Source organism: Jonquetella anthropi DSM 22815, from assembly GCF_000237805.1.
Classification (GTDB): domain Bacteria; phylum Synergistota; class Synergistia; order Synergistales; family Dethiosulfovibrionaceae; genus Jonquetella; species Jonquetella anthropi.
In genome coordinates this window covers 654,758-677,575 of sequence record NZ_CM001376.1, presented here as the reverse complement: position 1 = coordinate 677,575, position 22,818 = coordinate 654,758, and the positions used below count along the sequence as shown (strand labels likewise).

Here is a 22,818-nt window from a genome sequence, read left to right as displayed (position 1 = left end):
TCGCGCACAAACAAGCACAAACAACAAGAGGCGCGGCCTACAAAGGCCGCGCCTCTTTCTTTTTTATCGTCGGTCAACTGCCGACTGGCGCCGACTGACTGGCAGCGCCTGAAACCTTGGTGATACGGACGCGGGAAATCCGCTGGCCCGCCGTCTTCACGACCTCGAACGAGTAAGGCCCCCACTGAATCGACGCTCCCAGCTCGGGGAAGACCTTGAACTCCTCCAGCATCCACCCGTTCAGCGTCGGCGACTCGGTATCGGGAATCTCCATAGTCCCAAGGAACTTGAAGAACAGGTCCTCGATGTAGATATCGCCCACCGCCAACCAGGCATTGCCGTCGATCTGCGTCACGTACTCCTTGATGTCGTCCAGCTCGTCGTAAATCTCGCCCAGGAGCTCTTCCATCAAGTCTTCCAGCGTGATGATGCCCGACGTGCCGCCGTAGTCGTCCAAGACGACCGCCATGTGCGTCCGGTTCGTCTTCAGAATACGGAACGCGTCAAGCAGGCTCGTCTCGCCGGACACCAGAAGGGGCTTTGCCATGCAGGCGCGAAGGTTCAGCGGCTCGCCGGCTACCACTTTTTCCAGCACGATCTTCTCGTTCAGGACGCCGATAATGTTGTCGGTCGTCCCCTCGTACACTGGGATTCGGGTGTAGTGATTTTTCAGAATCAACGACAGGGCGAGCTCCGACGACTCGTCCACGTCCAGCGCGAACAGGTCAACCCGCGGCGTCTGAACTTCCCACACCTTCAGTTCGTTGAAGTTGATCGCGTTCTCGATCAGCTCGCGCTCAACCCGAGGCAAGGTGTTCTCCTTCGCCATATCGTCCACAATGCTCAGCAGCTCGTCGTGGGTCACGCTCGGCGACGCCGCCTTGGAAGACGACAGCCCCCGCAGCTGTTCGGTAATGCTCTGGGTAACCCACGTGAACGGTTTGAACAGCACCGACAGTAGCCGAATGGCCGGCGACGCCCGAAGGGCAAACGTCTCCGCGTGATCCTTCACAAACGCCTTCGGGAGAATCTCGCAGAAGATAATGATCAGCACGGTCATAATCGCCGTGGAATACAGAGCGCCGACCGGCCCAAAGACCGACGCCAGCGCGGCGGTAACAACCGCGGTATTGAGGATATCAACCACGTTGCCGCCGATGAGGATCACCGAAATGGTCCGGCTGAAATCCTTCACCAGCTCCATCGTCCGCGACGCGCCGGGAGTCCCCTCGTCGACGAACCGGCGAAGACGGACTTTGTTCAGACTTGAATAGGCCATGTCCGCGGCGGAGAAAAACGCCGACAGCAAGATCAGGCACACGACCAAAACGAGCATGGAAAACAGCATTCCCAACGAACCTCCCCGGCAGTTACTCAGGCGCTACTGCACGATGTAGCTGTCAAAGTACCCCGAAATATAGATAACAGGCGTTCCCTTATCGCCCGAGCCGGAAACGAGATCGCACAGCGACCCTACCAGATCGCTCAGCCGGCGGGGCGTCGTCCCCAGCCCGGTTTTGTCCGACCGGGACGTCTTCGCCTTTGCCTGGATTGCCTCGGTGACCGCCTGAAGCGGCGTCTTATCTCCCGCGTTGTCGGCCACGTACTTGAACTTGATCTCGTGAGGCATACCGATCAGCCCAGATGTGCAGGCTGGCGAGACAACCGGATCGGCCAGCTCCCAGATGCCGCCCACCGGATCCTTGAACGCGCCGTCGCCGTACACCAAAACGTCGATCTGACGGCCCGTCTGCCGCCGAAGCTCTTCCTGCAGGTCGGCCACAAACGCCTCGCAGTCTCTGGGGAACAGCTTTACCACGCCGGCGCGGGAGTAGTTTGACCCCAGCAGGCCGAACCGGTCGTTCCAGCCTCGCCCTTCCTGAGGCGCAGCGCAGATCTGATCAAGGGTGATCACCTTCGCGCCCAGCCGCTCCAAGACCTGACGGTGCAGATTCCGATCGTGAATCGACGCGACGATAACCTGTTTCGCGTAGCTCAGCGCCGCCTTCGGCGACTGGGCAAAGTGAACCTTGATCTTCTCCGGCGCGACCGACTTGTACAGCTCCACGTAGTCCAGCCCGGTAAACGGGTGCGTCCACGTGCCGAAAACCCGCCGGAACTCGTCCTCGTCAAAGGCTGAATCTGACAGCAAATGTGCCTTCTCGTAGAACTCCTGCCGGTCCATCACGCCGTTGCCGACCTCGTCGCACGGATACGACAGCACGAGGTGCAGCGTACCCCGCACCCCCGCGACGATCCCCTTCAGCAGCTCAAGAAAGCGGTTCCGACTCAAAATTGGGAACAGAAGAACCGCGTCGCCCTCGTCGGTCAGCCGGGCGACGTCCTGAGCGATATCCTCAGTCGTCACGTAGTTTCCCTGCGCTCTAGCCACCAGCGACTCGGTCACCCCAACGATATCCCGATCCTTAAACTTAAAGCCGTCCGGTTCGCTCGCCGCCGCTTCCATCAGCGAGTTCACGACAATTTTCTTCAGGTCGTCACCGCTCATGACGACAGGCAGACGAATTCCCCGGGCAACTGTTCCAATGTGTCGCATTTCTCATATCTCCCCGAACTGCAGAATAGCACGTCTCAACGGCGTGGTTCATCAAACAGAACTCATTTTATCATGCCCAAAGCCGCTCCGTGCCGTCAGACGGTTTGTTTTGTGATATGCTTGTCCCGCAAAGGACAGAAAGTCAGGAGGTGGATCGCCATGGCAGGAAACGAAACGGGAGACTTCTTCTCCTTTGGCTCCTTGATGGGCTCTCCCAACAAGCTCGACTATCCAGACTGGACCATCAAATTGACGCGTCAGATCAGCGGCTGGTTCAGCCAGCGGTTCACCCTCTCGGACGGCTACGAAGCGCCCTACGACGAAGCTGTTCGCAGCGAACCTGAACTGCTCTTCGACCGGCTCAATTGGGTCAACGACCACGCCTGTCTCCTGCCCAGCTCCCGACGCCCTAGGCCGCGCGACGAAGCGGCCGTCGTATGGCTTGGAGAGGTCGACCTCGATGGCGCGATGCGTTGGGCCCTCGACTACGCCCTGCTGTTCTCAGGCCGACGGTGCCGACGAGCCTGGATATTGACCGATTGCTGGATCCCCTGCGACGTGCTCGACTACAGCGACCACATCGCCTCGCTGGCAGACCAGCAGATCGTTCTCCGCTTTCTTTTGATAACGCCTTGGGGATGGCTTGAGCTGCCGCTCAGCGAAGACTGGTCGTCTGGACGCCTGTCTCTCTTCAGGGGAAGAAGCCGCAAATAATCCGCCCTGCTTGACGGATTTCCTCCCCTGAGGTACAATGCGCCTCGTGTCGGGGTGTAGCGCAGTCTGGTTAGCGCGCCTCGTTCGGGACGAGGAGGTCGGAGGTTCGAATCCTCTCACCCCGACCATTCAAGAAAACAGGCAGATCCCGGCGGAAGCGTCGGGGTCTGTTTTTTTAGAAAGAACGCAAAGGAGGCCATCATGCCGAACTCGCCGGACGACAAGGTCGCCGCAGTCAACAGAAAAGCCCGACACGACTACGAGATTCTGGAGACGATGGAATGCGGCCTCGTGCTGACCGGCACGGAGATTAAGTCCATCCGGGCCGGACGGGCCAACCTCAAAGACGGGTACGCCAAATTCAAGGACGGCGAACTGTGGCTTGAAAACGTCCACATTTCCCCCTACGAGAAGGCCACCGCATGGGTCAAAGTTGAGCCGCACCGAGCGCGCAAACTGCTGCTTCACCGTCGGGAGCTCCGCCGGCTCCAGGCAAAAGTCAAAGAGCGGGGCTTCACCCTCGTGCCGCTCAAGCTCTACGTCAAAGGCGGCAAACTTGCCAAAATTGAACTGGGCCTCGCGCGGGGAAAGAGTGCCGCAGACCGCCGGGACGACATCAGAGAGCGGGACGTTCAGCGCTCCATCGCCAGAGAACTGAGGAACAGAAACTGACCTGAGAATCAATGTGATATAATCAACGTGAACCGGGGGCGACCGGTTTCGACTGGTATGGCGGAAGTCTGGGAGCAGGCCGAGCGACGGGCGTTACCCGTCAAACATAAGAACTGACAACGATTTCGCACTGGCTGCGTAAGCACGCGGCCGCCCAAACGGAGAGGGAGCGCTCGCGCCTCCCGGGCGGGCTAATCATCGCGGGCAGCGTCATTTCCTTCCATCCGCAGCACCCGATACCCTTCTGTCGGTCAGGCGTCGGGCGCAGCGCGTTAAAAGAGATCGTCTAAGCCTGTAGCCGCCCATTCGTACCCGTTATGTCAGGACCGGAGTTCGATTCTCCGCGCCTCCACCATCTGAATACGTTAAAACGCGGTCAAGCGACCGCGTTTTATTTTTTGCCCTGCTGTTTTCTGTCCGTCGCGTGGACGCCAAGCGAAGCAGTCCAAAGTCCGCAGTCATATCGCTGCCGCCGCGTCTCAAGACTACCCGCGCGGTCAGACTGGGCCGTCAAGTTCGTCTTTAGGCCTGATAGGCCGAACGCGCTTCTGCCTGTCCGCCCGCTTGGGCGCGTTTTCTCCCCTAGCTCGGCCCTGCTGCCGAGAAGTTTTATTCCTGCTTCTTCGGCCGTTGAACCTTGAGCCGAACGGGAGACCTAGACCATGTTTTTGAGCTTAGCCCCTGCCTACTGATCGAAAGGCATCGCCCTGACCGACGAGGCCCCTTTTGCCTGATGCTAAACGGTAAAAAAGTTCTTTTAAACGCCGCGGCGAGCAGCGCGGTTCACTTCGTCTATGACGTTCGTCTGCGCTGCCGCTGGGCCTTGTGTGTCCCTTCCCCTAAAACTTGAGGGCTTCTGAAGTGATGGTTTGGCGAGTTCAATGGGGCTTGTTTTCCGAGCTATACAGACAAAACATATAAACAGCGTCTCGGAAAAACCGTGCGGAGTCTCTCAGAGGTGGAACAGCTGTCTGCTCGGCAAGTTTAGATAACGTTTTTTCAATTAAAATCAGCTCGTTTAAGAAAAAGTTCCTTGGGGCGATGGAAACCTATTAGTTCTTCTGACCCTTGTGGGGCTGTTTCTTCTTTTATGGAATCTTCATCTTTTAGATGTTGACTTTCCCCTGCTGCTAAAGTATATTGACCTTGCCGGGTCGGTGGAGGGAGGCATCTCCCTGTGAACCCGATTGGTCGGTCGGTGTTCCCGGATGCCCGGTGCGAACGCCCCGTCCTCAAAAGATTGGCCTTCAGCCGCTCGCTTTGTTCGTCAAGTGAACGCGTTGAAGGCCTTGTTTTTACCCTCTGGATCCAAAAGGCGTGAGTGCCGGTCTCCCCTCATTGAATTAACGACGATATTTCTCTGCCACCGCCTTTATCCTCGTCCCGGCCCTTGACTTTCTCATGCTATCGAAGTATAGTGGCTTCGCCGGGTTGGTGGAGGGGGGGCATCCCCCTGTGAATCCGATTGGTCGGTCGGTGTTCCCGGATGCCCGGTGAGAACACCCTGTTCCTCAAGAAGAGTGGCCTTCAATCGCTCGCTTTGTTCGTCAAGCGATCGCGTTGAAGGCCTTTTTTTATACTTCTGTCTCAAAAGGGCGTGAGTGCCGGTCTCCCCTTATTGAATTAACGACGATATTCCTCTGCCACAGCTTTTATCCTCGTTCCGGCCGGCGCCCTTGACTTTCCCATACTATCGAAGTATAGTGGCCTCACCGGGTCGGTGGAGGGGGGCACTCCCCTGTGAAGCCGATTGGTCGGAAGGTGTTCCCGAGTGCCCGGTGCGAATACCTCTTACAAGAATTTTGTGGCCTTCAGCCGCCCGCTTTATTCACCAAGCGAACGCGTTGAAGGCCTTATTTTTACCTTTCTGGATCCAACGGGAGTGACGTCGGTTTCGCTCTCCCCTCTGCCGCCGTTTTCTCCGCGTTCAAGCCCCGTCCTGACGCTTCGTCATGGACGGGGCTTCCCCTTTCCATGAGCCGCTCTCCGGCCGAGGCGTTCTTGGGCCATCATATCACTGTGCCTCTCAGCAGGTTAGGCGCCTGAGGCCACGGCTCCGCCCCACTTGATCGTCGCTAGGAGGACAACTAACGCCCCACCGGGGAAAAATTCATCACGGCTCCCTTCCCGCTGGACCTCCGCAGAGAGATCCGCCAAAGGATCCTCCTTCTGTCGTTTGCCGTCCTTTCGCTTGAGCTCGGCTGGCTCCGTCGGCCCCTTCGAGTTTTCTCCCCCTCGCGTCAGGTCGGCCCAGCGCGGCGGAACACGCGCCTTTCACCTGCCCACGCCGACGAGCCGACCGACCGGCTACAAAACACGTCTTCATGTACCGGAGGCAACGCCAAAAGTGAAATAAAACACGATATAATATCGCACAAGTAGCACAATAAAACATCTGGGGACTTCGTCCCCGCCTCGAGGAGGAGACCGAATGAAAAAAGCTGCCCCGCTCGTTGGACTGATCGCTTCTCTTGTCCTCTCGTCTGCCGCGTTCGGCTGCACCGTGTTCGCCGTGGGCAAAAACGCCTCGGCCGATGGGACGGCGATGATCTCGCACACCTGCGACTCGTTGAGCGATCACTTTGGTCTGAAGCTGATCGCCGCCGCCGATCACCCGGCAGGAAGCGAGCGGCTCATTACCCAGCACGGAGTCGGCAAGGCGCCCGACGAAGCCGACGTGCCGATGTCGAAGATTCCTGAAGCTCCCCACACGTATCGATACTTGACGTCCCAATACGCCTTCATCAACGAAAAAGGGCTGGCGATGGGCGAAAGCACCATGTCCATGACAGCCGACGACGAGCACAGCCAGCGGGCGAAAAAGCTGATGATCGAGAACGCCTTCGGCCTGATGAACTGCTATAACCTGCAGGAAATCGCCCTCGAGCGCTGCGCGACTGCCCGCGAAGCGGTCGAGCTCATGGGACAGTTGGTTAGCAAGTACGGTTGGTTCTCGGACGGCGAGACGATGCCGATTACCGACGGCAACGAGACGTGGGTCTTTGAGGTATACGGCAATACGATGTGGGCCGCGTGGCGCGTGCCAGACGACGAAATATTCGTTGCGGCCAACCGGGCTCGGCTCTGTCATCTTGACCTGACCGACAAGGCGAACGTCTTGGCCGCGCCGGATATGATCGACTACGCGGTTAAGAACGGCCTGATCTCCCCAAAGGACGCCAATCCGAAGGACTTCAGCCCCGCCGAGGTCTTCTACCCGACAATCCGCCTGTACTCGTCGCTGCGCGAGTGGCGCGCCCTGTCCGTTTTTGCCCCGTCGGCAAAGCTGGATCCGTGGGCGTACCGCTTCCCGCTGTCGGTCAAGCCGGATAAGAAAGTGACCGTCGCCGACCTGTTCGCCCTGCAGGGCGATTGGTACGGCGGCACGCCGTTTGACCTGAGCAAGGGCAAGGCCGCTGGCCCTTGGGGAAATCCGACCCGCTACCGCAAGCAGCTCAATTTGGGATATAAGGACTGCGAGTACCCCCGGGCGATCAACGACTACCGTCAGACGTACGTTCAGATTTGCCAAGTCGACGGCCGGCTCCCGGACGAGATTAAGGGCGTCGTATGGTTTGGCTACGGCGCCGCCGACACGACGTACTTGACGCCGCTCTGGGCATCGATGAGCGAACTGCCGGCGCTCTACTCAACCGGCACGCGCCGCACTCCCTATACGCCCGAATCGGGCTGGTGGAGCTGCATTCGGGTTCAGAGCATTGCGGACTGGCGGTATCAGCCGATCCGAGCCGAGATTCACGAGGCGAGAACGCCCCGAATGAACGAACAGTTTGCTCGGGTTCCCGAACTGCTGAAACAGAGCGCGGAACTGATCAACAAGGGCGATCGGTCAGCCGGTCTGGAGCTCATTCAGAAGTACGCCTACGACCAAGCGCAGGGCTGGCATGACGAGTGGCTCAAGCTGGGCGACCGGCTGTTCAGCAAGTACTGTCTTGGAGCTATCGACATGAACCTGACGCCCTTCCCCAAAGAGTGGGCCGAGTCGATCGCCGACGGGCCGTTCGTCCGTCCCGACGGAACCGGCGGCAAATAAGCAAATAAAAAGACGCCCCTTCGGGCGTCTTTTTATTTTTTCTCAAGGCCAATCGGGCAGGGGCTCTAAAAACTCGCCGCGGCGACAGCGTCGCTGGACGAGCCAACGCGGCGGTCAAGGCCCCGCAAGCCGAGGGAAAACGCCGTTTTCGGCAAGCGCACTCACAGCCCCCGCGCCCGTTCATCACGGTGTCCAATATGAGGCAAGGTTCCCCAAGCCTTATTTATAAACGGCTTCTCACTTCCCGTTTTATTGAGACGAACCGACCAGCAAACCATTTTCGAGCGTTCAGCATAAAAAAGCCGCCGGTCTGCAGCCGGCGGCAAGTTTTGTTTTTGTATCTGGCGGAGAGGGAGAGATTTGAACTCTCGGAGGAGCAAGCCCCTCACTTGATTTCGAGTCAAGCGCTTTCGACCGCTCAGCCACCTCTCCGCGACGCGTGCCATTATATCATAAAAATTCAGGCTGTGAACAGCCGGCTTCTCTCCTCCTGCTACCCTTTGAGCAGGGGCCCCTCGGTTCATTCCCAGTCTCCTTCAAAACGACACGGCGAGCCTCCAATGAGGTGCCATGTCATCTTTTTTTCAACTTTTTGCCGAACGGCTCGGGGCGAGGGACAACAAGTCTATTTCCAAACAATATGATATTCTTTTGAATATACCCTGCAGAATATCGTATATTTTGTCATTTTCAGAATCCATTATTTTTTAGCCTTGTACTTTTCTTTTAAAAGCATATACTGTGAGCGCTTAAAAAGGAGGTGACGGGTGACGGGTACTATCTCTCAAGAGCTTCAACAGGCGGTGACGCCTCAGAGCGTAAATTTAGGACTCATTCAAGTACCTCGTTCTGTCGTCTTTTCGTGGGGCATTGTCGCCTTGTTGGGCGTTCTGTTCTTTTTAGCCGGACGCCGGGCTAAGATGCGGCCGGGAAAGCTGCAGCTGGTTGGCGAAGTCTTTGTCAAGACAATGGACGACTTTATCACCGGAACGCTTGGGGCTCGGTGCGCCGGCCTTTCGCCGTATTTTGGCGCGCTGGCTCTCTACCTTGCGGTAGCTAACCTATCGGGCCTGTTGGATTTAGTTCCGCCGACGAAGGACCTGAACGTCACAGCTGGACTGGCGCTGTGCAGCTTTTTTGTCATTTACGGGACCCTTTTAGCCGTCAAAGGGCCGAAAGGGGCTCTAAAGCGGCTGATCGAGCCCAATCCCGCCATGCTTCCTTTCAACATCATCGACATGGCGACCCGACCTCTGTCGCTGTGCATGCGGCTTTTCGGCAACATTTTCGGCGCGTTCGTCGTGATGACGCTGGTTCATCATTTGACCCCCGCGGTCGTTCCGTCGATTTTAGGGCTGTACTTCGACCTGTTCGACGGGTTGATTCAGATGGCTGTTTTCGTTTTTCTCACGCTGTTGTTCACTCAGGATGTTCTTGATTAACCGAAAGGAGCGAGTGTTATGTCTTTAACTGCTTTGGGTGCTGGGATCGCCGTTTTGACTGGCGTCGGTGCGGGAATCGGCATCGGCTTGGCAACAGGGAAGGCCTGTGAGTCGATCGCCCGTCAGCCGGAGGCCAAAAATGATGTGATGAAGACCATGTTGTTAGGGTGCGGATTGGCCGAGGCAACGGCTATTTACGGTTTCGTCGTCGCGATGGCAGTTATCCTTCTGAAGTAGGCCTGCATTATGTTCCTCAAGGTTGACTGGAATATCCTCTGGACTGTGCTCAACCTGCTGGTGCTCTATCTTCTGGCGCGCCGGTTCCTTTTCACTCCGCTTCGCCGGGCGATGAAAGCCCGTCAGGATGCTATTGCGGACGAGTTGAAGAGAGCCTCTGACGCGCGGGCTGTCGGCGAGGAACTGCAGCGCCACAACGAGGAGCAAATGCACGCGGCCAGCCGGGCGGCTTCCCGACTTGTTGACGACGCGCGGGATCACGCCGACCAAGCCTACGAGATCATTCTCGCTCAGGCGAAACAGGACTCGCGGCACGAGCTGGAAGAGATGCGGGTACGGATTGCCCGCGAAGAAGCGCTTGCTAAGGAGCGGCTTCAAACGCAGACGGCTTCGCTGATTCTTGAGGCGGCGGCTAAGTTGGCCAGCCGAAAGATGACCGACGCAGACGACCTGACGCTAATCGACCGGTTCTGCCGGGGCGAAGAATGAAGACCCTGCTTCCCTTGGCCGAGGCCGCCCGGCTTGAGGGCCTGAAGAGCGTCGATTTTCTTCCGGCAATTCAGGCGCTCGAGCTCTGCCCGGAGCTCGGCCGGACTTTGGCCTCTCCCCTGCTGACTCATCAAGAAAAGTTGGGGCTGCTGTCTTCCCTCAAGTTGGATCACCGAGCGGCTAACACGTTAGTCCTGCTGGCCGAGGGCGGAAAAATCAGCCAAGCGCGCGACTTAGCCCGGTTGCTTCGGCTGCGGGCCATCGTCACCGCAGGCGGCGCCTTGGGCATTCTCTCCTCAGCCCGTCCGATCAGCGAGGAAAACCGCCATCGGCTCGAAAAAGCGACCGCCCGGCGGCTTGGTGTCTCCTTTGTAGTGCTGGAACCGCAGATTGACGCCGATCTGTACGGCGGCTTCCGAATCATCGTGTCCGGCGTCACGTACGATTATTCGCTGGCCGGAGCCCTCCGGGATTTGGGCAGTCTGCTGCTGGAGGTATAACATGCTTTCTGATGGCATTATTGAAGAACTGAGGGAGCGGATCCGCTCCTTTGATATGAAGCTGGACGCCCGGGAAACCGGACAAGTCGTCTCTTTGGCCGACGGCATTGCCACCGTGTACGGATTGGACCGGGTCACCTACGGCGAGCTGGTCGTCTTTGAGGACGACTCGCTCGGCATGGCGATGAACTTGGAGTCTGACCGAGTCGGCGTCGTCCTGTTCAGCGACGGCGGCGGCCTTCGGGAAGGCACGCTCTGCCGCCGAGGCGGACAAGCGGCTTCAGTGTCCTGCGGCGACGGACTGATTGGCCGAGTGGTTAACCCGCTGGGCGAGGCGATCGACGGCGGCGCGCCGATCGTAGGCCAAAAGGACATGCCGGTGGAACGGGAAGCGTCTGGCGTCATGTCCCGCAAGCCGGTCAACGTGCCGCTCAAAACCGGCATCTTGGCAGTCGACGCTCTTGTGCCGGTGGGCCGAGGGCAGCGGGAGCTGATCATCGGCGACCGGCAGACCGGCAAGACGACGATCGCTGTGGACGCTATTTTGAATCAGAAAGACCAGAACGTCATCTGCATATACTGCGCCATCGGCCAGAAAAACAGCTCAATCGCCCAAATTCACGCGTCCCTTCGCGCCGCTGGAGCCTTGGACTACACGTTCATCGTTTCTAGTCCGGCCAGCGACTCGCCGTCGCTCCAGTACCTCGCCCCCTACGCCGCCACGGCCATGGGCGAGTACTTTATGGATCAGGGACGGGACGTGCTGATCATCTACGACGATTTGAGCAAACACGCCGTAGCATATCGGGCCCTGTCGCTTCTTCTGCGGCGCAGCCCGGGCCGCGAGGCGTACCCCGGCGACGTGTTCTACCTGCACAGCCGACTGCTGGAGCGCAGCTGCCGACTGGAAGATCACTGGGGCGGCGGCTCGATGACCGCCCTGCCGATTATCGAAACCCAAGCCGGCGACGTGAGCGCGTATATCCCGACGAACGTCATTTCCATCACCGACGGACAGATTTACCTTGAAAGCCACCTGTTCAGATCAGGAGTCCGCCCTGCCGTCAACACCGGCCTGTCGGTCAGCCGAGTGGGAGGCGCCGCCCAGCCGGCAGGAATCCGCGCTTTGGCCGGAAACCTGCGGGTCACTCTGGCGCGTTTTGCCGAGTTGGAAGTGTTCACCCAGTTCGCCGGCGACTTGGACGACGCCACGAGAGAAGCGTTGGACTCCGGGCACAGGCTGACAGAGGTCCTCAAACAGACGCCTGGCTCGTCTCTTTCGACCGCCGGCCAGTTAGTCACGCTGTACTACGTCACAAGCGGTGGTTTCTCCGACGTGCCGCTCGCCCACGTCCGTGACTTCGCGCGGGACGTCCGCAAGTACCTTTCCCAAGAGGACGGCCCTCTCATGCAGGAACTGGAACGCGGCGAAAAGCTGACCGATGGACAAAAAGAGGCACTCGACAAACGCTTGGCGGCGTTCAAGGCCCATGAGGCGCCTTCATGGCAGAAATAGCCGCCCTTCGCGAGCGAATCCTGAGCGTCAAACAGACCCTCAAAATCACGAGTGCCATGTACCTGATCAGCCAGGCGAAAAGCCGCCGGGCCCGCACTCAGCTCGAAAAGGTTCAGCCGTTCTTTGAAGTCATCAAAGACACCATCGCCGACGTGCTCCGTCACAGCACCATGGTAAAACACCCGTACTTTGGGGCGCCCAAGCTGTCGCACGGAGAAGCCGGGCTGGTCGTCATTTCCGGCGACAAAGGGCTTGCGGGCAGCTACAACAGGGAAGTCATCGACCTGACGCGACGCACCGCCGAGGCGTACGACAACGTGACGTTGTTCTGCGTCGGAGAAATGGGCCGGCGAATGTTTATCCAGCGGGGTATGCAGCCTGAACCGAACTTCCTGTACAGCGCCGGCGAACCGACTCTGAGCCGCGCGTGGGAGATGAGCCGCCAGCTTCTGGAGCTCTTCAAAAAGAACAAACTTCGGGAAATACTGCTCGTCTATACACGAATGACTTCCCCGCTCAGCACGTCACCGCTCGTCCTGCCGCTTCTGCCGCTGGATCCGAACAACCCGCGCTGGCGCGATCGGTCGGTCCGCTCCGACAACGTGATGATCTACGAACCGTCGGTCGACGCCGTCATCAGCCGGCTCGTCCCGTCCTATCTAGCCGGCGTGCTCTACGCCGCCATGACCGAATCGTACTGCAGCGAAAACTGCGACCGCCGCTCGGCCATGCAGACGGCAACCGACAACGGCAATGACATGCTGAACCGGCTTTCCAAGAGGTACAACCGGCTGCGCCAAGAAATGATCACTCAGCAAATAACCGAAGTAACCGGCGGCTTTGAGGCCACCAATTAGGAGGTCGTCATGAGTCAGGGATACATAACGCAGGTGCTGGGCCCGGTGGTCGACGTCGTTTTTCCGGTCGGACAGCCGCTGCCCCGCCAGCTTGAAGCTCTCGTCGCCGCAGTCGACGGGCAGGAAAAAGTCATGGAAGCGGCGTCGGATTTAGGCAACCGCACCATTCGGTGCATCATGATGCAAAGCAGCGAAGGACTTTCCCGCGGGCTAACCGTTACCGCAACCGGCGAGGCTATCAAAGTCCCAGTCGGCAAAGAAACCCTTGGACGGCTCTTCAACCCGCTCGGCCGCGTCATCGACGGCGGCCCGGAACTGACCGACGCGGACCGCTGGTCCATCCACAGGTCTGCGCCCAAGTTCACCGAGCAGAACCCCACGGCAGAAATCATGGAAACGGGCATCAAGGTCATCGACCTGCTGGCTCCCTACACGAAAGGCGGCAAAATTGGCCTGTTCGGCGGCGCCGGCGTGGGAAAGACCGTCCTCATTCAGGAGCTCATCCACAACGTCGCCAAAGGGCACAACAGCTATTCGGTATTCACCGGCGTGGGCGAACGCACTCGCGAGGGCAACGACCTCTGGCGGGAAATGAAAGCCGGCGGCGTCTTGGACAAGACCGCCCTCGTCTTCGGACAGATGAACGAATCGCCGGGCGCCCGAATGAGAGCCGCCCTCACCGGCCTCACCATGGCCGAGTACTTCCGGGACGTAGAACATCAGGACGTCCTGCTGTTCATCGACAACATCTTCCGTTACGTCCAAGCGGGCAGCGAAGTCTCCAGCCTGATGGGTCGCCTTCCCGGCGCGGTCGGCTACCAGCCGACCTTAGCCAACGAAATGGGCAGCCTGCAGGAACGGATCACCGGCACGTCAGCCGGCTCCATCACGTCCGTTCAGGCGGTGTACGTCCCCGCCGACGACCTGACAGACCCGGCTCCGGCCACAACCTTTGCGCACCTTGACGCGACGACCGTCCTCAGCCGCCGCATCGTCGAAATGGGCATTTACCCGGCCGTGGACCCTCTGGAATCTACCAGCCGCCTCTTGGAACCTGACACCGTCGGAGCTGAGCACTACCGAATCGCCCGAGGCATACAGGAAATGCTTCAACGGTACAAAGAGCTCCAAGACATCATCGCCATCTTGGGCATGGAAGAGCTCTCCGCAGAGGACAGACTCACAGTCATGCGGGCGCGCAAGGCCCAGCAGTTCTTCTCCCAGCCGTTTGCCACCGCTCAGGCCTTCACGGGGCGGGAGGGCAAATACGTCACCCTTCGGGACACCCTGCGGTCGTTCGACGCCCTGCTGTCCGGCGAGCTGGACAAGATACCGGAAACCGCGTTCTCCATGACCGGCGGGCTGGACGACCTGCTGGCAAAGGCAAAAGAGCAATGAAAACGTTTCAGCTGGACATCGTCACGCCGCGCCAGCTGTTTTACAGCGGGCCGGCCGAACAGCTCAGCTTCCAGTCGGTTGACGGCAGCTACGGCGTCCTGCCGGGACACGAGCCGACCCTGACCGCCCTCTCTGAGGGAGAAGTCTCCTTCGTCGTCGACGGCGAGTGGCGCTACGCCGTCACCAGCGACGGTTTTGTGGAAATCATGCCGGGCTACGTGCGCATGCTCACCATGGCGGCCGTCCGCCCCGAAGACATCGACGCCCAACGCGCCCAGCGCGCCAAAGAACGCGCGCAGGAACAACTGAAACATCAACAAAATCAGCAGGACTATTTCCGCTCTCAAGCCGCCTTGGCCCGCGCCCTTACGCGGCTCAAGTACGCCCGAAGGAAAAGCAGCTGATTCTTACAATATTCGCGCGGTCGACCTGCCAAGATGGCAATTGTCAAAACCGCAAAAAGGGAACCGCCGGACAGCGCCGGCGGTTCCCTTTTATATTAAAGCTCATTCGTTTCTGGACGTTTCAACGCCTTCAAATCTGCTTTGAGCCGCCAAGGACTGGCGTTTTTTCTCCCGAGCCGCCAAGAAAAAGCTCTGCAAAAGCGACCGGCACTCGTCGGCCATCAGCCCCTCGGCCACGTCGCACCGGTGATTCAGCCGCCCGTCCCGAAGGATAGAATACAGCGACCCGCAGGCCCCAGCCCTCTCGTCTCGACAGCCGAAAACGACCCGAGCGATCCGAGCTTGGACGAGGGCGCCGGCGCACATCGGACACGGCTCAAGCGTGACAAACAGCGAGCAGCCTGAAAGGTTCCAGCCCCCCAGAGCTTGAGCGGCCTCACGAAGCGCCACAATCTCCGCGTGAGCAGTCGGGTCATGCAGAGCGGCTCGAAGGTTATACCCTCGGCCGATGATATTCCCCTTCTCATCGACAACAACTGCGCCAACTGGCACTTCTCCCCCAGCAAACGCGCGCCGAGCCTCGCAGAGCGCCTGCTCCATCATCTGACAGTCAAAAGACGAAAAACAGATCGCCACTCCACAAGGCCCCCTTGATATTGATATTTTACCGAGCCGAAAAAAGGCCTCTGCGCTGACCGCAGAAGCCTCTTCTTATCTTCTGGCGCGCCGGGCAGGATTCGAACCCACGACCATCTGGTCCGAAGCCAGATGCTCTATCCACTGAGCTACCGGCGCATATAGTTTATTCTAGCACAGAAAGTGAAAAAAGGTCGTATGAATGAAAGAAGGTTCAATGGCTGAAAAACGTTATCAATCGCCGAAGAGGCTATAATTAAACTGCCTTGGTATACGAGAAAAAGATCGCAGTAAAAGAGGTGTCCATACACCTTTTTGCAACTTACAGGACAAATGCAAGCCAGACTGCGTGCAGTAGCGGAAAAATCCGGTCACACGGAGCAGTGGCACGTCGAACAGGCACTAAATCAGTATCTTGAAGATTTAGAAGACGCGGCTATCGGTGATGAGGCATATCAAGAGTATTTGCGTTCTGGGAAAAAGTCTTACTCAATGGAAGAAGTGCGGAAAGCCTGCGGATTAGACAATTGATTTAATAAATCAAGGACAAAGGCGGTCTACCCTAATGGGCAGACCGCATTGTTGTTATTGCTTCGTCGATTTTTGTTATGTTCCATTCTTGTTTTCTCGTTTTGTCGCCTTCCGTTATCGTTGGTGCGTATCCGATCGGTCTGTGAACACATCAGACATCTCCTCCCACTGGGGCTTTTCTTTTGTGGCTCTAAATCAACGGTACGCTCATGTGCCCACACAGGTTCATTACGTTTCGCTCCCAATCTCCCGCCTTCTGATGGAACAGGAATAAACGTCAGAGACAACGCTAAAGCCATATGGGAACTGGCTATTAAAGGGAAATCATCTTTGGAAACAATTTAATAATAAACACAAGGCCCCGCCGAAGGGGTGGGGCCTTGTGTTTCTATAAACTTCAATGAACGTTTGGCATTTTTCGCCTCCATCAAACTCGATGATTCGCTTCCTGGGCGAGCTCTTGGCCGCGCTTTTCTCTGATTGCCAGTACTTCTTCGGCTGCCGAATTTTTTGAATGCGGAATTTCAGTCCCTTCTAAATCATAAATCCGTATCTCGTCGGCAAGACCTCCTTTTTCAATCCGCTGCAAAGTCAATGGCATTCGGGCATAGGCTTCATCATGGCTTGCCCTGGACACCTTACGTCCATAGCCGGTCGCTTGCAGTCCCCGCTGGTATCGTTTCTCACAGCGTTCCCAACTGTCATTTTCATGTACCGCCTTAACGCAAGCTGTAACTCTGTAACCTTCTTTTTTTAGAGTTAACAGCGTGGTGCATAGCGGCTCGTCCTGTCGCATTGTGCTCTCAAAAGCAATGGTGAAGTGCCGTTCGATCGCTTCGTCGAAAATTTCTTTCGTCCACCGGCGAACTTCAGGATCTGTAAGTTCTGCCATATGTTCAGGATCCTTTTCCATCATCTGGTGATAATTCGGGTGGGCCGATCGAAACTCGTCTCCGTTAATAGTCACGATGTCCTTTCCTCTTGCCAACGACGGTAAAAGCGTGCTTTTCCCTGAGCCAGGCTGACCGCCGAGGATAAAAATTTCCGGGTGCTCCGAGGAGACGACGTGCTTAAAGACTTTTTCTCGGAGTTTTTGAAGGACGCGGCCGTACTCTTTAATAGATAAAGTTTGACATTCATGAGCTTTTCCGTAACGAGCGAACACGCTCTGAATGGCTTGAAAGTCGTCCGGCTGAAGAGAGACTTTTTCATCCCACAGGGCCTGTGACTCCGCCGTCAATTTTTCTATTTTTGACTGATCGGGATTTTCTTTTCCTTCCTCTGCGATAATTTCAGTCGTCAAAAGCCCCGACTGAATCGCCAACATTTCACACGCCACCTCATAGTCCACCGTTGCCAAAAACTTGCGGTTACTGGCCATTCGTTCCCCTTCTTTCTCTGTTCGGCTAAGCTGTTCATTTTCACGCTTCAAGCGGCGGTCGTTCTGTGTTTCGGTCGATAGTTAATGAAGGAACCTTTCGACCCAATCAATCTCTGAGCCCTCGCCCTGACGAAGTTCAGCAGGACAGAAAGACAATATATCTGTATGACACCACGCGAGTAATAAATGAAAATACAAGGGCAATGCTTTGCTCTGCCCTCTCCCTCTGTGAGACGTGTTACAGCTAGAGCGAAGTTTTGACGCTGACGGTAAGGAGTGCACAAAGGCCTATCGACGGGCAAATATGGAAATTGCGTCCGTTCAGCGATGGACTCTCTTGATATCCGGCCTTAAAGATTGAATGAAGGTGGCGACGCTAACTCGTGCCTCATCTATGCCTTGTGGTCATAATGGCAGTCGCAGCAAGACCCGCCGGACGCGAGTGTAGACTTTCTGGTAAATACCGAGTGATTCATAGCCGCCATGTCATAATCCAACGCACAAAGAGCCGGCGTATATTCAAAGTATCCCCACTTTTTCATCAGATAACAGATTCCGCAGCTTGTAAAAACGGCTGTGTACTGATTTATGCTTTCTCCATCTTGAACGGTAAAACGCCAGTCATACGGGTTGGTTACCGTCTGACTGAAGGCGGCGTCCGCCTTTAATTTAGCGCGGCCTTTAGGAGTATAAGAATCACTTTTGATTGCTGCCAATTTCATAAAAAAATTATCGCACATCGCCTTGCGGAAATAATTTTTCATCTGCTCTACGGTCGGATGGAATGGCAAATTCATTAGCACTGCGAGGAAAAGAGACGCACTCAAAATACAGACTTTAAATCGGCTCTTCTTGTCAAACTCGTCCACTTCCGAAAGGATTTTCTTATAATCCCTGTGAGCCGCCGCCATCACGAACCTGGCATCTTCAACCTGCAATTCACTTTTCAAAGCTCTTTCAAAACTTCCATGAAACGCTGCCCACATGAATTTTGGCATGATTCCATATTTCATAGTCAATCTCCCCGCTTGTCCTAGGTATCATCTAGAAAAACGTGATATTGTGAAAATTACGTGCAAATAAAAATTCCTTAGTGCAAGATTTCGCGTTTCATTGCACTAAGCGCACCCCTTAGTGCAAGATTTGGCGTTTCATTGCACTAAGCGCCCCCTTATTGCAGGATTTCGCGTTTCATTACAATAAGAGCAACCTCTATTGCAGGATTTCGCTTTTCATTACAATAAGAAGGCCACTCGCTTTTTGGTCTGCTCCCCGTCAATAGGACAGTGAAAAATCAAAAAGTCCCGTGCCGCCAGTCGAGTAATCGGCTGGCGGTTCTTTTACGCCGCAGTATAGAAGCTTGCATGGCATTCGGCAGGTGTCATCAGATTCAGTTTCCGTTGGAACCGCTCTGTGTTGTAATACCTGATGTATGACTCTATGGTCTTCACCAGATCCATCTTTGAGGTGAAGCGTTTCCTGTAGTACATTTCACGCTTCAGGATCCCCCAGAAGCCTTCCATAGGCCCATTGTCAATGCAATGGGCTACTCTGGACATGCTCTGCTTCATTCGGTTTCTCTTTAGTCTCCCCGAGAACTGTTTGCTCGTGTACTGGAAGCCTCGGTCACTGTGAAACAATGGATGTGCCTCGGGCTCACGCTCTACAGCTTCATCAAACGTGCTCATAACCAGCGGATTGTCATTATGCTCGCCGATTTTATATGCCACGATCCTGCGATCATAGAGATCCAGTATGGCACTCAGATATACTTTGTGAGCGTTCCCCCCGACGTAATACTTGAACTCAGTGACATCCGTCAGCCATTTCTCGTTCGGTGCGTCTGCGTGAAAGTCACGGTTGAGATAGTTTTTGGCGATATGTGCAGGGTCTTGGCTGCTTCTGGTGCAGCTCTTTGGCCTCCACTTGATCGTGGATTGAATACGCTCTCCGCGACAGATCCTGAGTACCCGCTTATCGTTCTCTGCGATGCCGTGATTCCTTTCCAGTTCGTCCCTGATTCGCCGGTAACCCATATCCGGATGGTTCTCATGAATGGCCTTGATCTTCTCGGAGAGCTCGGTATTGTACTTCTCACTGAAGCTGACAGGACCTTTAAGCCAGCGATAATACGCGCTGCGCGAAAGCCGCTGGCACTGACAGAGCTTTTGCAGGGGGTAGTGCTTGGCTTCAGTCAGTTCTTTGATCGCTTGGTATTTGTAGGGATGTCGAGTCAGAGAGAGCGATCTTTCATCTCTAACTCTCTGATTTTTTTTAACAGGTCGTTCTCCATCTGAAGGTCGCGGTTCTTGCGTTCCAGTTCTGCAATCCTGTCACGCTGCTTTTCCTCTGGTGTCCGGGCTGGCAGGGTTCCAATCCGCCGTCCACGACGGTCTTCAAGGCCGGCGGGGCCCATGCTCTCATAACGGAGCACCCAGTTGCGCACCTGCTGATAGGAACAGTTATATTTCAGCGCCGTCGCTCCATAATTATTATCCTTAGCAAGGCAGTACCGTACGATTTCAAGGCGTTCTTCCTGGGTTGTCTGTCTGGCTTTTCTCATGGAGCTGCCTCCTCCGCTTGTGCGCGATTGGATCCATCCATGAGTAGTATATGCCTGTATCCAGCTTTGAAGTTGAGCTTTTGACCGTAAGCCATAGCGATACGCCGTCTCCGTTAAGGATCCTTCTCCGCTCAGATAGGCATGAACGGCAGCCAATTTCAGCTCCTGTGAATAATGTCTGTTTCTCGATTGAGCGAGCAATCCTCCGGGACCTTCATTTTGGTAAATCCGGACCCAACTCCTAAACGATGCGCGGCCCCTAAGCCCCGCTTGCCTTGTCGCTTCTGTGCAGCTGATTTCGTCTCGGAGATAGCTTTCAACTAGAGATATTTTCAAAGCTGAGTCTATCTTGCTTTTTCTGGGCATAGAAATACCCCCCAAGTAGGTTTTATATTTCCCTGTCCTACTTGGGGGGAGCATATCAGTTCAAGGAGTGGCCTTCTTTATGGCAGCACAGAACGCAGTGCAAATGTACCGCCTAGCCGCCTTACAACAAAATCATAAAGCCTCCGCAAGCACAGCCCATAGCCACGGTTAGGGGGCCTGCGCGGTCTTACGCGTTTCATAATGGTTTTAGTTTTGTCTCTTCACGAGCTATTCTTGCATCATGCAAGCTCGCTTTGCTCCATGAGTCTTCTTACGCCCTTCTCCTCGTTACAGATGAAAGGGCCTGTTTTAAGTCTCGACGGGGCAAGCTGAGCTTTTCTATCTTTTCGATTGAGTTAACAGGGACGTTCTAATCTCGTCACGGCCCAAATTTGGCCGTCTGTTTTTCTTTGGGCCGCTTCAAGTCTTATTTTGGAGCCGTTTTGGCCTAAAAGCCGTTAAAACAGACGCGACATCTTTTAACAATGATATCTACAAGCCCGGTAAAAATAAAGTCCCGTGCGACCTTGTCGCACGGGACTTTTAATTTTTTGGCGCGCCGGGCAGGATTCGAACCCACGACCTTCTGGTCCGTAGCCAGACGCTCTATCCAGCTGGGCTACCGGCGCTCGTTGTCAGTGGCGGAGAGAGAGGGATTTGAACCCTCGGACCCGAAACGGGTCACACACTTAGCAGGCGTGCGCCTTCGACCTCTCGGCCATCTCTCCGCTCCATGAAACAGACGATATTGTAAGCCGAGTGTCGTTTTCTGTCAAGCCGCGCGCGTGCTTCTACGACGTATCGCGTTACTTAGATTCTGTCGGCTGAGCTTCCTCAGCCTTCGGAGCTTCAACTGCCGGAGCCTCTGCAGGCTTGGCCTCTCCAGCCTTCGGGACTTCGACTGCTGGAGCCTCTGCGGGCTTAGCTTCCTCGGCCTTCGGAGCTTGGACTGCCGGGGCTTCCGCTGGCTTGGCCTCTTCAGCCTTCGGGGCCTCAACCGCCGGGGTCTCTGCAGGCTTGGGCTCTTCGGCCTTCGGTGCTTCAGCCGCGGGTGCTTCGGCGGGCTTGGGCTCTTCGGCCTTTGGCGCTTCAGCTGCCGGAGCTGCTGTCGGCTTCGGTTCCTCGGCCTTGGGCGCTTCAACCGCGGGGGCTGTTGCGGGCTTGGCCTCTTCGGCCTTTGGTGCCTCAGCGGCCGGAGCCTCCGCGGGCTTAGCTTCCTCAGCCTTCGGAGCTTCTACCGCCGGGGCCTCTGCGGGCTTGGCTTCCTCAGCCTTTGGTGCTTCAGCCGCCGGAGCCTCTGCGGGCTTGGCCTCTTCGGCCTTCGGTGCCTCAACCGCCGGAGCCTCTGCGGGCTTGGGTTCCTCAGCCTTCGGGGCCTCAGCCACGGGTGCCGCCGGCTTGGCCGGCTCAGCCTTTGAGGCATCTGTCGCCGGGGCGGCCGTTTCTTTTTTCGGCGCTTCCGGTTTGGGGAAGACGTCCGGATCGATAATCTCAACTTTAACCTTGTCTTTCAGGGCGGTGAGGAACTCCTGCTGTTTAACCATCCGGGCCTGATTCAGAGCCAGCGCTTTCAACTGGGGCTGGGCCTCTTCAAACGTGAGAGTTTTCTCTGTCGTTGCGCCGACGCGGCGGAAGATCAAGAAATCGCCGTCGGCAATCTGCTGAAGCGTGTAGTCTCCGTCCTTCATGGTGCCAAGGAACGGGAATCGCTCTTTGACGTCGGTGTCGGACACAAAGCTGGTCATCTTGCCGTCGGTAGAACCGATCTTGTTGTCGCCGGCCTTGTCGGCGGCAGTTTTCCAGTCTTCACCCGCTTTAACAGCGGCGAGGAACGCCTCGGCGGCCTCTTTGGTCCTAAATTCGGCGTGATGGCCCTCAACGCCGGACGGGCGGTAGACCATGGGCTGCTTCATGGTAACAAACAGGTCGTACAGGCTCTTTACCTGCTGATCGTCGACGGTCGCCGACTCGCTCTCCTGCGTCAGCAGCTGGCGGACGGCCAAGTCATGGGCCAAGTTGGCCTTTACCTGTTCGAGAGAAGAACCAGTGGCTCGAAGGTTCGCCAAGAAGGCTTCCTTGGTGACGTACTGGACTTCAAGCTGTTTCAGCTGTTCGTTGACCTGAGCTTCCGTCGGCTCAATGCCCCGTTCTTTAATGGCTTTGTCGAGGGCAATCTGTGTTGCCAGCGAGTCCAAGGTTTGCTGATAGACAGCCGGCAGGTTCTCCTGCGTCAGCTTGATGTTGTTGCGCTCCGCGAAGCCCTGCATGGCTTTGTGAAGCTCGCTCAGTTTGTACTCGCGCCCGTCAATGCTGGCTACTACGTGATCCCGGACGCCTTTGTTCTTTTCATCATGCCTGCCCACCCCGTACATGAGCGGGATCGAGAGGCCAAACGCGACAAGAAACGCTACCAGAATCCATTTAATCTGAGTGCGAAGAGAAGTGAGAATCACCGTGCTGTCCCCTTTCAAACCGTTGAAGTCTGCCGCAAATCGCTACAG

General features: G+C 56.5%; 21 protein-coding genes, 5 tRNA genes, 1 other RNA gene and 1 pseudogene. 14 read left to right on the top strand and 14 right to left on the bottom strand.

The genetic code is table 11. From position 1 onward, the window contains the following. Positions 1 to 73 precede the first annotated feature (73 nt). Together JONANDRAFT_RS03070 and JONANDRAFT_RS03065 are read right to left on the bottom strand one after the other, a co-directional pair. Positions 74 to 1,348: a hemolysin family protein gene (locus tag JONANDRAFT_RS03070; RefSeq protein WP_008520848.1), complete on the bottom strand. Its 1,275-nt coding sequence runs from the start codon at positions 1,346 to 1,348 to the stop codon at positions 74 to 76. Between the two features lie 33 nt (positions 1,349 to 1,381). Beyond that, on the bottom strand, positions 1,382 to 2,557 hold the full coding sequence (locus JONANDRAFT_RS03065; RefSeq protein WP_008522741.1) for a coenzyme F420-0:L-glutamate ligase: 1,176 nt from the start codon (positions 2,555 to 2,557) through the stop codon (positions 1,382 to 1,384). A gap of 159 nt (positions 2,558 to 2,716) precedes the next feature. Between JONANDRAFT_RS03065 and JONANDRAFT_RS03060 the strand changes: the two genes are divergently transcribed. From JONANDRAFT_RS03060 to ssrA, 4 genes are all read left to right on the top strand, one after another. Continuing rightward, entirely contained in the window at positions 2,717 to 3,271 is a 555-nt protein-coding gene (locus tag JONANDRAFT_RS03060) for a hypothetical protein (RefSeq protein WP_008522736.1), read from the top strand. 50 nt (positions 3,272 to 3,321) lie between these two features. Further along, positions 3,322 to 3,399, top strand: a tRNA-Pro gene (locus tag JONANDRAFT_RS03055). 73 nt (positions 3,400 to 3,472) lie between these two features. Then, positions 3,473 to 3,943 carry an SsrA-binding protein SmpB gene (smpB, locus tag JONANDRAFT_RS03050; RefSeq protein WP_008520843.1) on the top strand — a complete coding sequence of 157 codons (471 nt, stop codon included), beginning with the start codon at positions 3,473 to 3,475 and terminating at the stop codon, positions 3,941 to 3,943. Positions 3,944 to 3,977: 34 nt separating this feature from the next. Beyond that, positions 3,978 to 4,298: a transfer-messenger RNA gene (gene ssrA, locus JONANDRAFT_RS08030) on the top strand. A gap of 1,679 nt (positions 4,299 to 5,977) precedes the next feature. Here the strand turns inward: ssrA and JONANDRAFT_RS08450 are convergent. Further along, entirely contained in the window at positions 5,978 to 6,100 is a 123-nt protein-coding gene (locus JONANDRAFT_RS08450; protein ID WP_267878599.1) for a hypothetical protein, read from the bottom strand. 274 nt (positions 6,101 to 6,374) lie between these two features. Between JONANDRAFT_RS08450 and JONANDRAFT_RS03045 the strand changes: the two genes are divergently transcribed. Continuing rightward, a complete protein-coding gene (locus tag JONANDRAFT_RS03045; protein ID WP_008520834.1) occupies positions 6,375 to 7,997 on the top strand; it encodes a dipeptidase in 1,623 nt (540 codons plus the stop codon). 342 nt (positions 7,998 to 8,339) lie between these two features. Here JONANDRAFT_RS03045 and JONANDRAFT_RS03040 read toward each other — a convergent pair. Then, positions 8,340 to 8,429, bottom strand: a tRNA-Ser gene (locus JONANDRAFT_RS03040). Positions 8,430 to 8,764: 335 nt separating this feature from the next. Between JONANDRAFT_RS03040 and JONANDRAFT_RS03035 the strand changes: the two genes are divergently transcribed. From JONANDRAFT_RS03035 to atpC, 8 genes are read left to right on the top strand one after another with little or no spacing between them, the layout of a single operon-like run. Continuing rightward, positions 8,765 to 9,439 carry a F0F1 ATP synthase subunit A gene (locus tag JONANDRAFT_RS03035; RefSeq protein ID WP_008520833.1) on the top strand — a complete coding sequence of 225 codons (675 nt, stop codon included), beginning with the start codon at positions 8,765 to 8,767 and terminating at the stop codon, positions 9,437 to 9,439. Positions 9,440 to 9,457: 18 nt separating this feature from the next. Further along, positions 9,458 to 9,676 carry an ATP synthase F0 subunit C gene (gene atpE / locus JONANDRAFT_RS03030; RefSeq protein ID WP_008520831.1) on the top strand — a complete coding sequence of 73 codons (219 nt, stop codon included), beginning with the start codon at positions 9,458 to 9,460 and terminating at the stop codon, positions 9,674 to 9,676. Between the two features lie 9 nt (positions 9,677 to 9,685). Continuing rightward, a complete protein-coding gene (gene atpF / locus JONANDRAFT_RS03025; protein ID WP_008520830.1) occupies positions 9,686 to 10,165 on the top strand; it encodes a F0F1 ATP synthase subunit B in 480 nt (159 codons plus the stop codon). Beyond that, complete coding sequence (locus tag JONANDRAFT_RS03020) at positions 10,162 to 10,665, top strand: F0F1 ATP synthase subunit delta (RefSeq protein ID WP_008520828.1); 504 nt, start codon at positions 10,162 to 10,164, stop codon at positions 10,663 to 10,665. Before atpF ends, JONANDRAFT_RS03020 begins: the two co-directional genes overlap by 4 nt. 1 nt (position 10,666) lies before the next feature. Then, positions 10,667 to 12,181 carry a F0F1 ATP synthase subunit alpha gene (gene atpA / locus JONANDRAFT_RS03015; protein WP_008520827.1) on the top strand — a complete coding sequence of 505 codons (1,515 nt, stop codon included), beginning with the start codon at positions 10,667 to 10,669 and terminating at the stop codon, positions 12,179 to 12,181. Next, positions 12,169 to 13,038, top strand: coding sequence for an ATP synthase F1 subunit gamma (gene atpG / locus JONANDRAFT_RS03010; RefSeq protein ID WP_008520826.1), 870 nt, complete (start codon positions 12,169 to 12,171; stop codon positions 13,036 to 13,038). The genes atpA and atpG overlap by 13 nt, the downstream gene beginning before the upstream one ends. Before the next feature lie 9 nt (positions 13,039 to 13,047). Then, entirely contained in the window at positions 13,048 to 14,436 is a 1,389-nt protein-coding gene (atpD, locus tag JONANDRAFT_RS03005) for a F0F1 ATP synthase subunit beta (RefSeq protein WP_008520823.1), read from the top strand. Beyond that, complete coding sequence (gene atpC, locus JONANDRAFT_RS03000; protein WP_008520821.1) at positions 14,433 to 14,840, top strand: ATP synthase F1 subunit epsilon; 408 nt, start codon at positions 14,433 to 14,435, stop codon at positions 14,838 to 14,840. The genes atpD and atpC overlap by 4 nt, the downstream gene beginning before the upstream one ends. 102 nt (positions 14,841 to 14,942) lie before the next feature. Here the strand turns inward: atpC and tadA are convergent, their stop codons facing one another. Together tadA and JONANDRAFT_RS02990 are read right to left on the bottom strand one after the other, a co-directional pair. After that, positions 14,943 to 15,443, bottom strand: a complete 501-nt coding sequence (tadA, locus tag JONANDRAFT_RS02995) for a tRNA adenosine(34) deaminase TadA (protein WP_008520818.1) — start codon at positions 15,441 to 15,443, stop codon at positions 14,943 to 14,945. A gap of 116 nt (positions 15,444 to 15,559) precedes the next feature. Next, positions 15,560 to 15,635, bottom strand: a tRNA-Arg gene (locus tag JONANDRAFT_RS02990). 156 nt (positions 15,636 to 15,791) lie between these two features. Here JONANDRAFT_RS02990 and relB point away from each other — a divergent pair. Next, entirely contained in the window at positions 15,792 to 16,007 is a 216-nt protein-coding gene (relB, locus tag JONANDRAFT_RS08245) for a type II toxin-antitoxin system RelB family antitoxin (RefSeq protein ID WP_008522734.1), read from the top strand. Between the two features lie 427 nt (positions 16,008 to 16,434). Here the strand turns inward: relB and JONANDRAFT_RS02985 are convergent, their stop codons facing one another. The 8 genes and pseudogenes from JONANDRAFT_RS02985 to JONANDRAFT_RS02955 form a co-directional block, all read right to left on the bottom strand. Then, complete coding sequence (locus tag JONANDRAFT_RS02985) at positions 16,435 to 17,388, bottom strand: zeta toxin family protein (protein WP_008520812.1); 954 nt, start codon at positions 17,386 to 17,388, stop codon at positions 16,435 to 16,437. Between the two features lie 392 nt (positions 17,389 to 17,780). After that, complete coding sequence (locus tag JONANDRAFT_RS02980; RefSeq protein ID WP_008522733.1) at positions 17,781 to 18,401, bottom strand: L-2-amino-thiazoline-4-carboxylic acid hydrolase; 621 nt, start codon at positions 18,399 to 18,401, stop codon at positions 17,781 to 17,783. A gap of 327 nt (positions 18,402 to 18,728) precedes the next feature. Continuing rightward, positions 18,729 to 19,586 carry an IS3 family transposase gene (locus JONANDRAFT_RS08340; RefSeq protein ID WP_233417431.1) on the bottom strand — a complete coding sequence of 286 codons (858 nt, stop codon included), beginning with the start codon at positions 19,584 to 19,586 and terminating at the stop codon, positions 18,729 to 18,731. 35 nt (positions 19,587 to 19,621) lie between these two features. Then, positions 19,622 to 19,951, bottom strand: a complete 330-nt coding sequence (locus tag JONANDRAFT_RS08335) for a helix-turn-helix domain-containing protein (RefSeq protein WP_233417398.1) — start codon at positions 19,949 to 19,951, stop codon at positions 19,622 to 19,624. Positions 19,952 to 20,041: 90 nt separating this feature from the next. Further along, positions 20,042 to 20,317: pseudogene (locus JONANDRAFT_RS08550) on the bottom strand (helix-turn-helix domain-containing protein); the annotation flags it as partial. A gap of 552 nt (positions 20,318 to 20,869) precedes the next feature. Beyond that, positions 20,870 to 20,946: transfer RNA gene (locus tag JONANDRAFT_RS02965), tRNA-Arg, on the bottom strand. A gap of 10 nt (positions 20,947 to 20,956) precedes the next feature. Continuing rightward, positions 20,957 to 21,045, bottom strand: a tRNA-Ser gene (locus tag JONANDRAFT_RS02960). Between the two features lie 78 nt (positions 21,046 to 21,123). After that, entirely contained in the window at positions 21,124 to 22,770 is a 1,647-nt protein-coding gene (locus JONANDRAFT_RS02955; RefSeq protein WP_008522731.1) for a SurA N-terminal domain-containing protein, read from the bottom strand. Positions 22,771 to 22,818 lie beyond the last annotated feature (48 nt).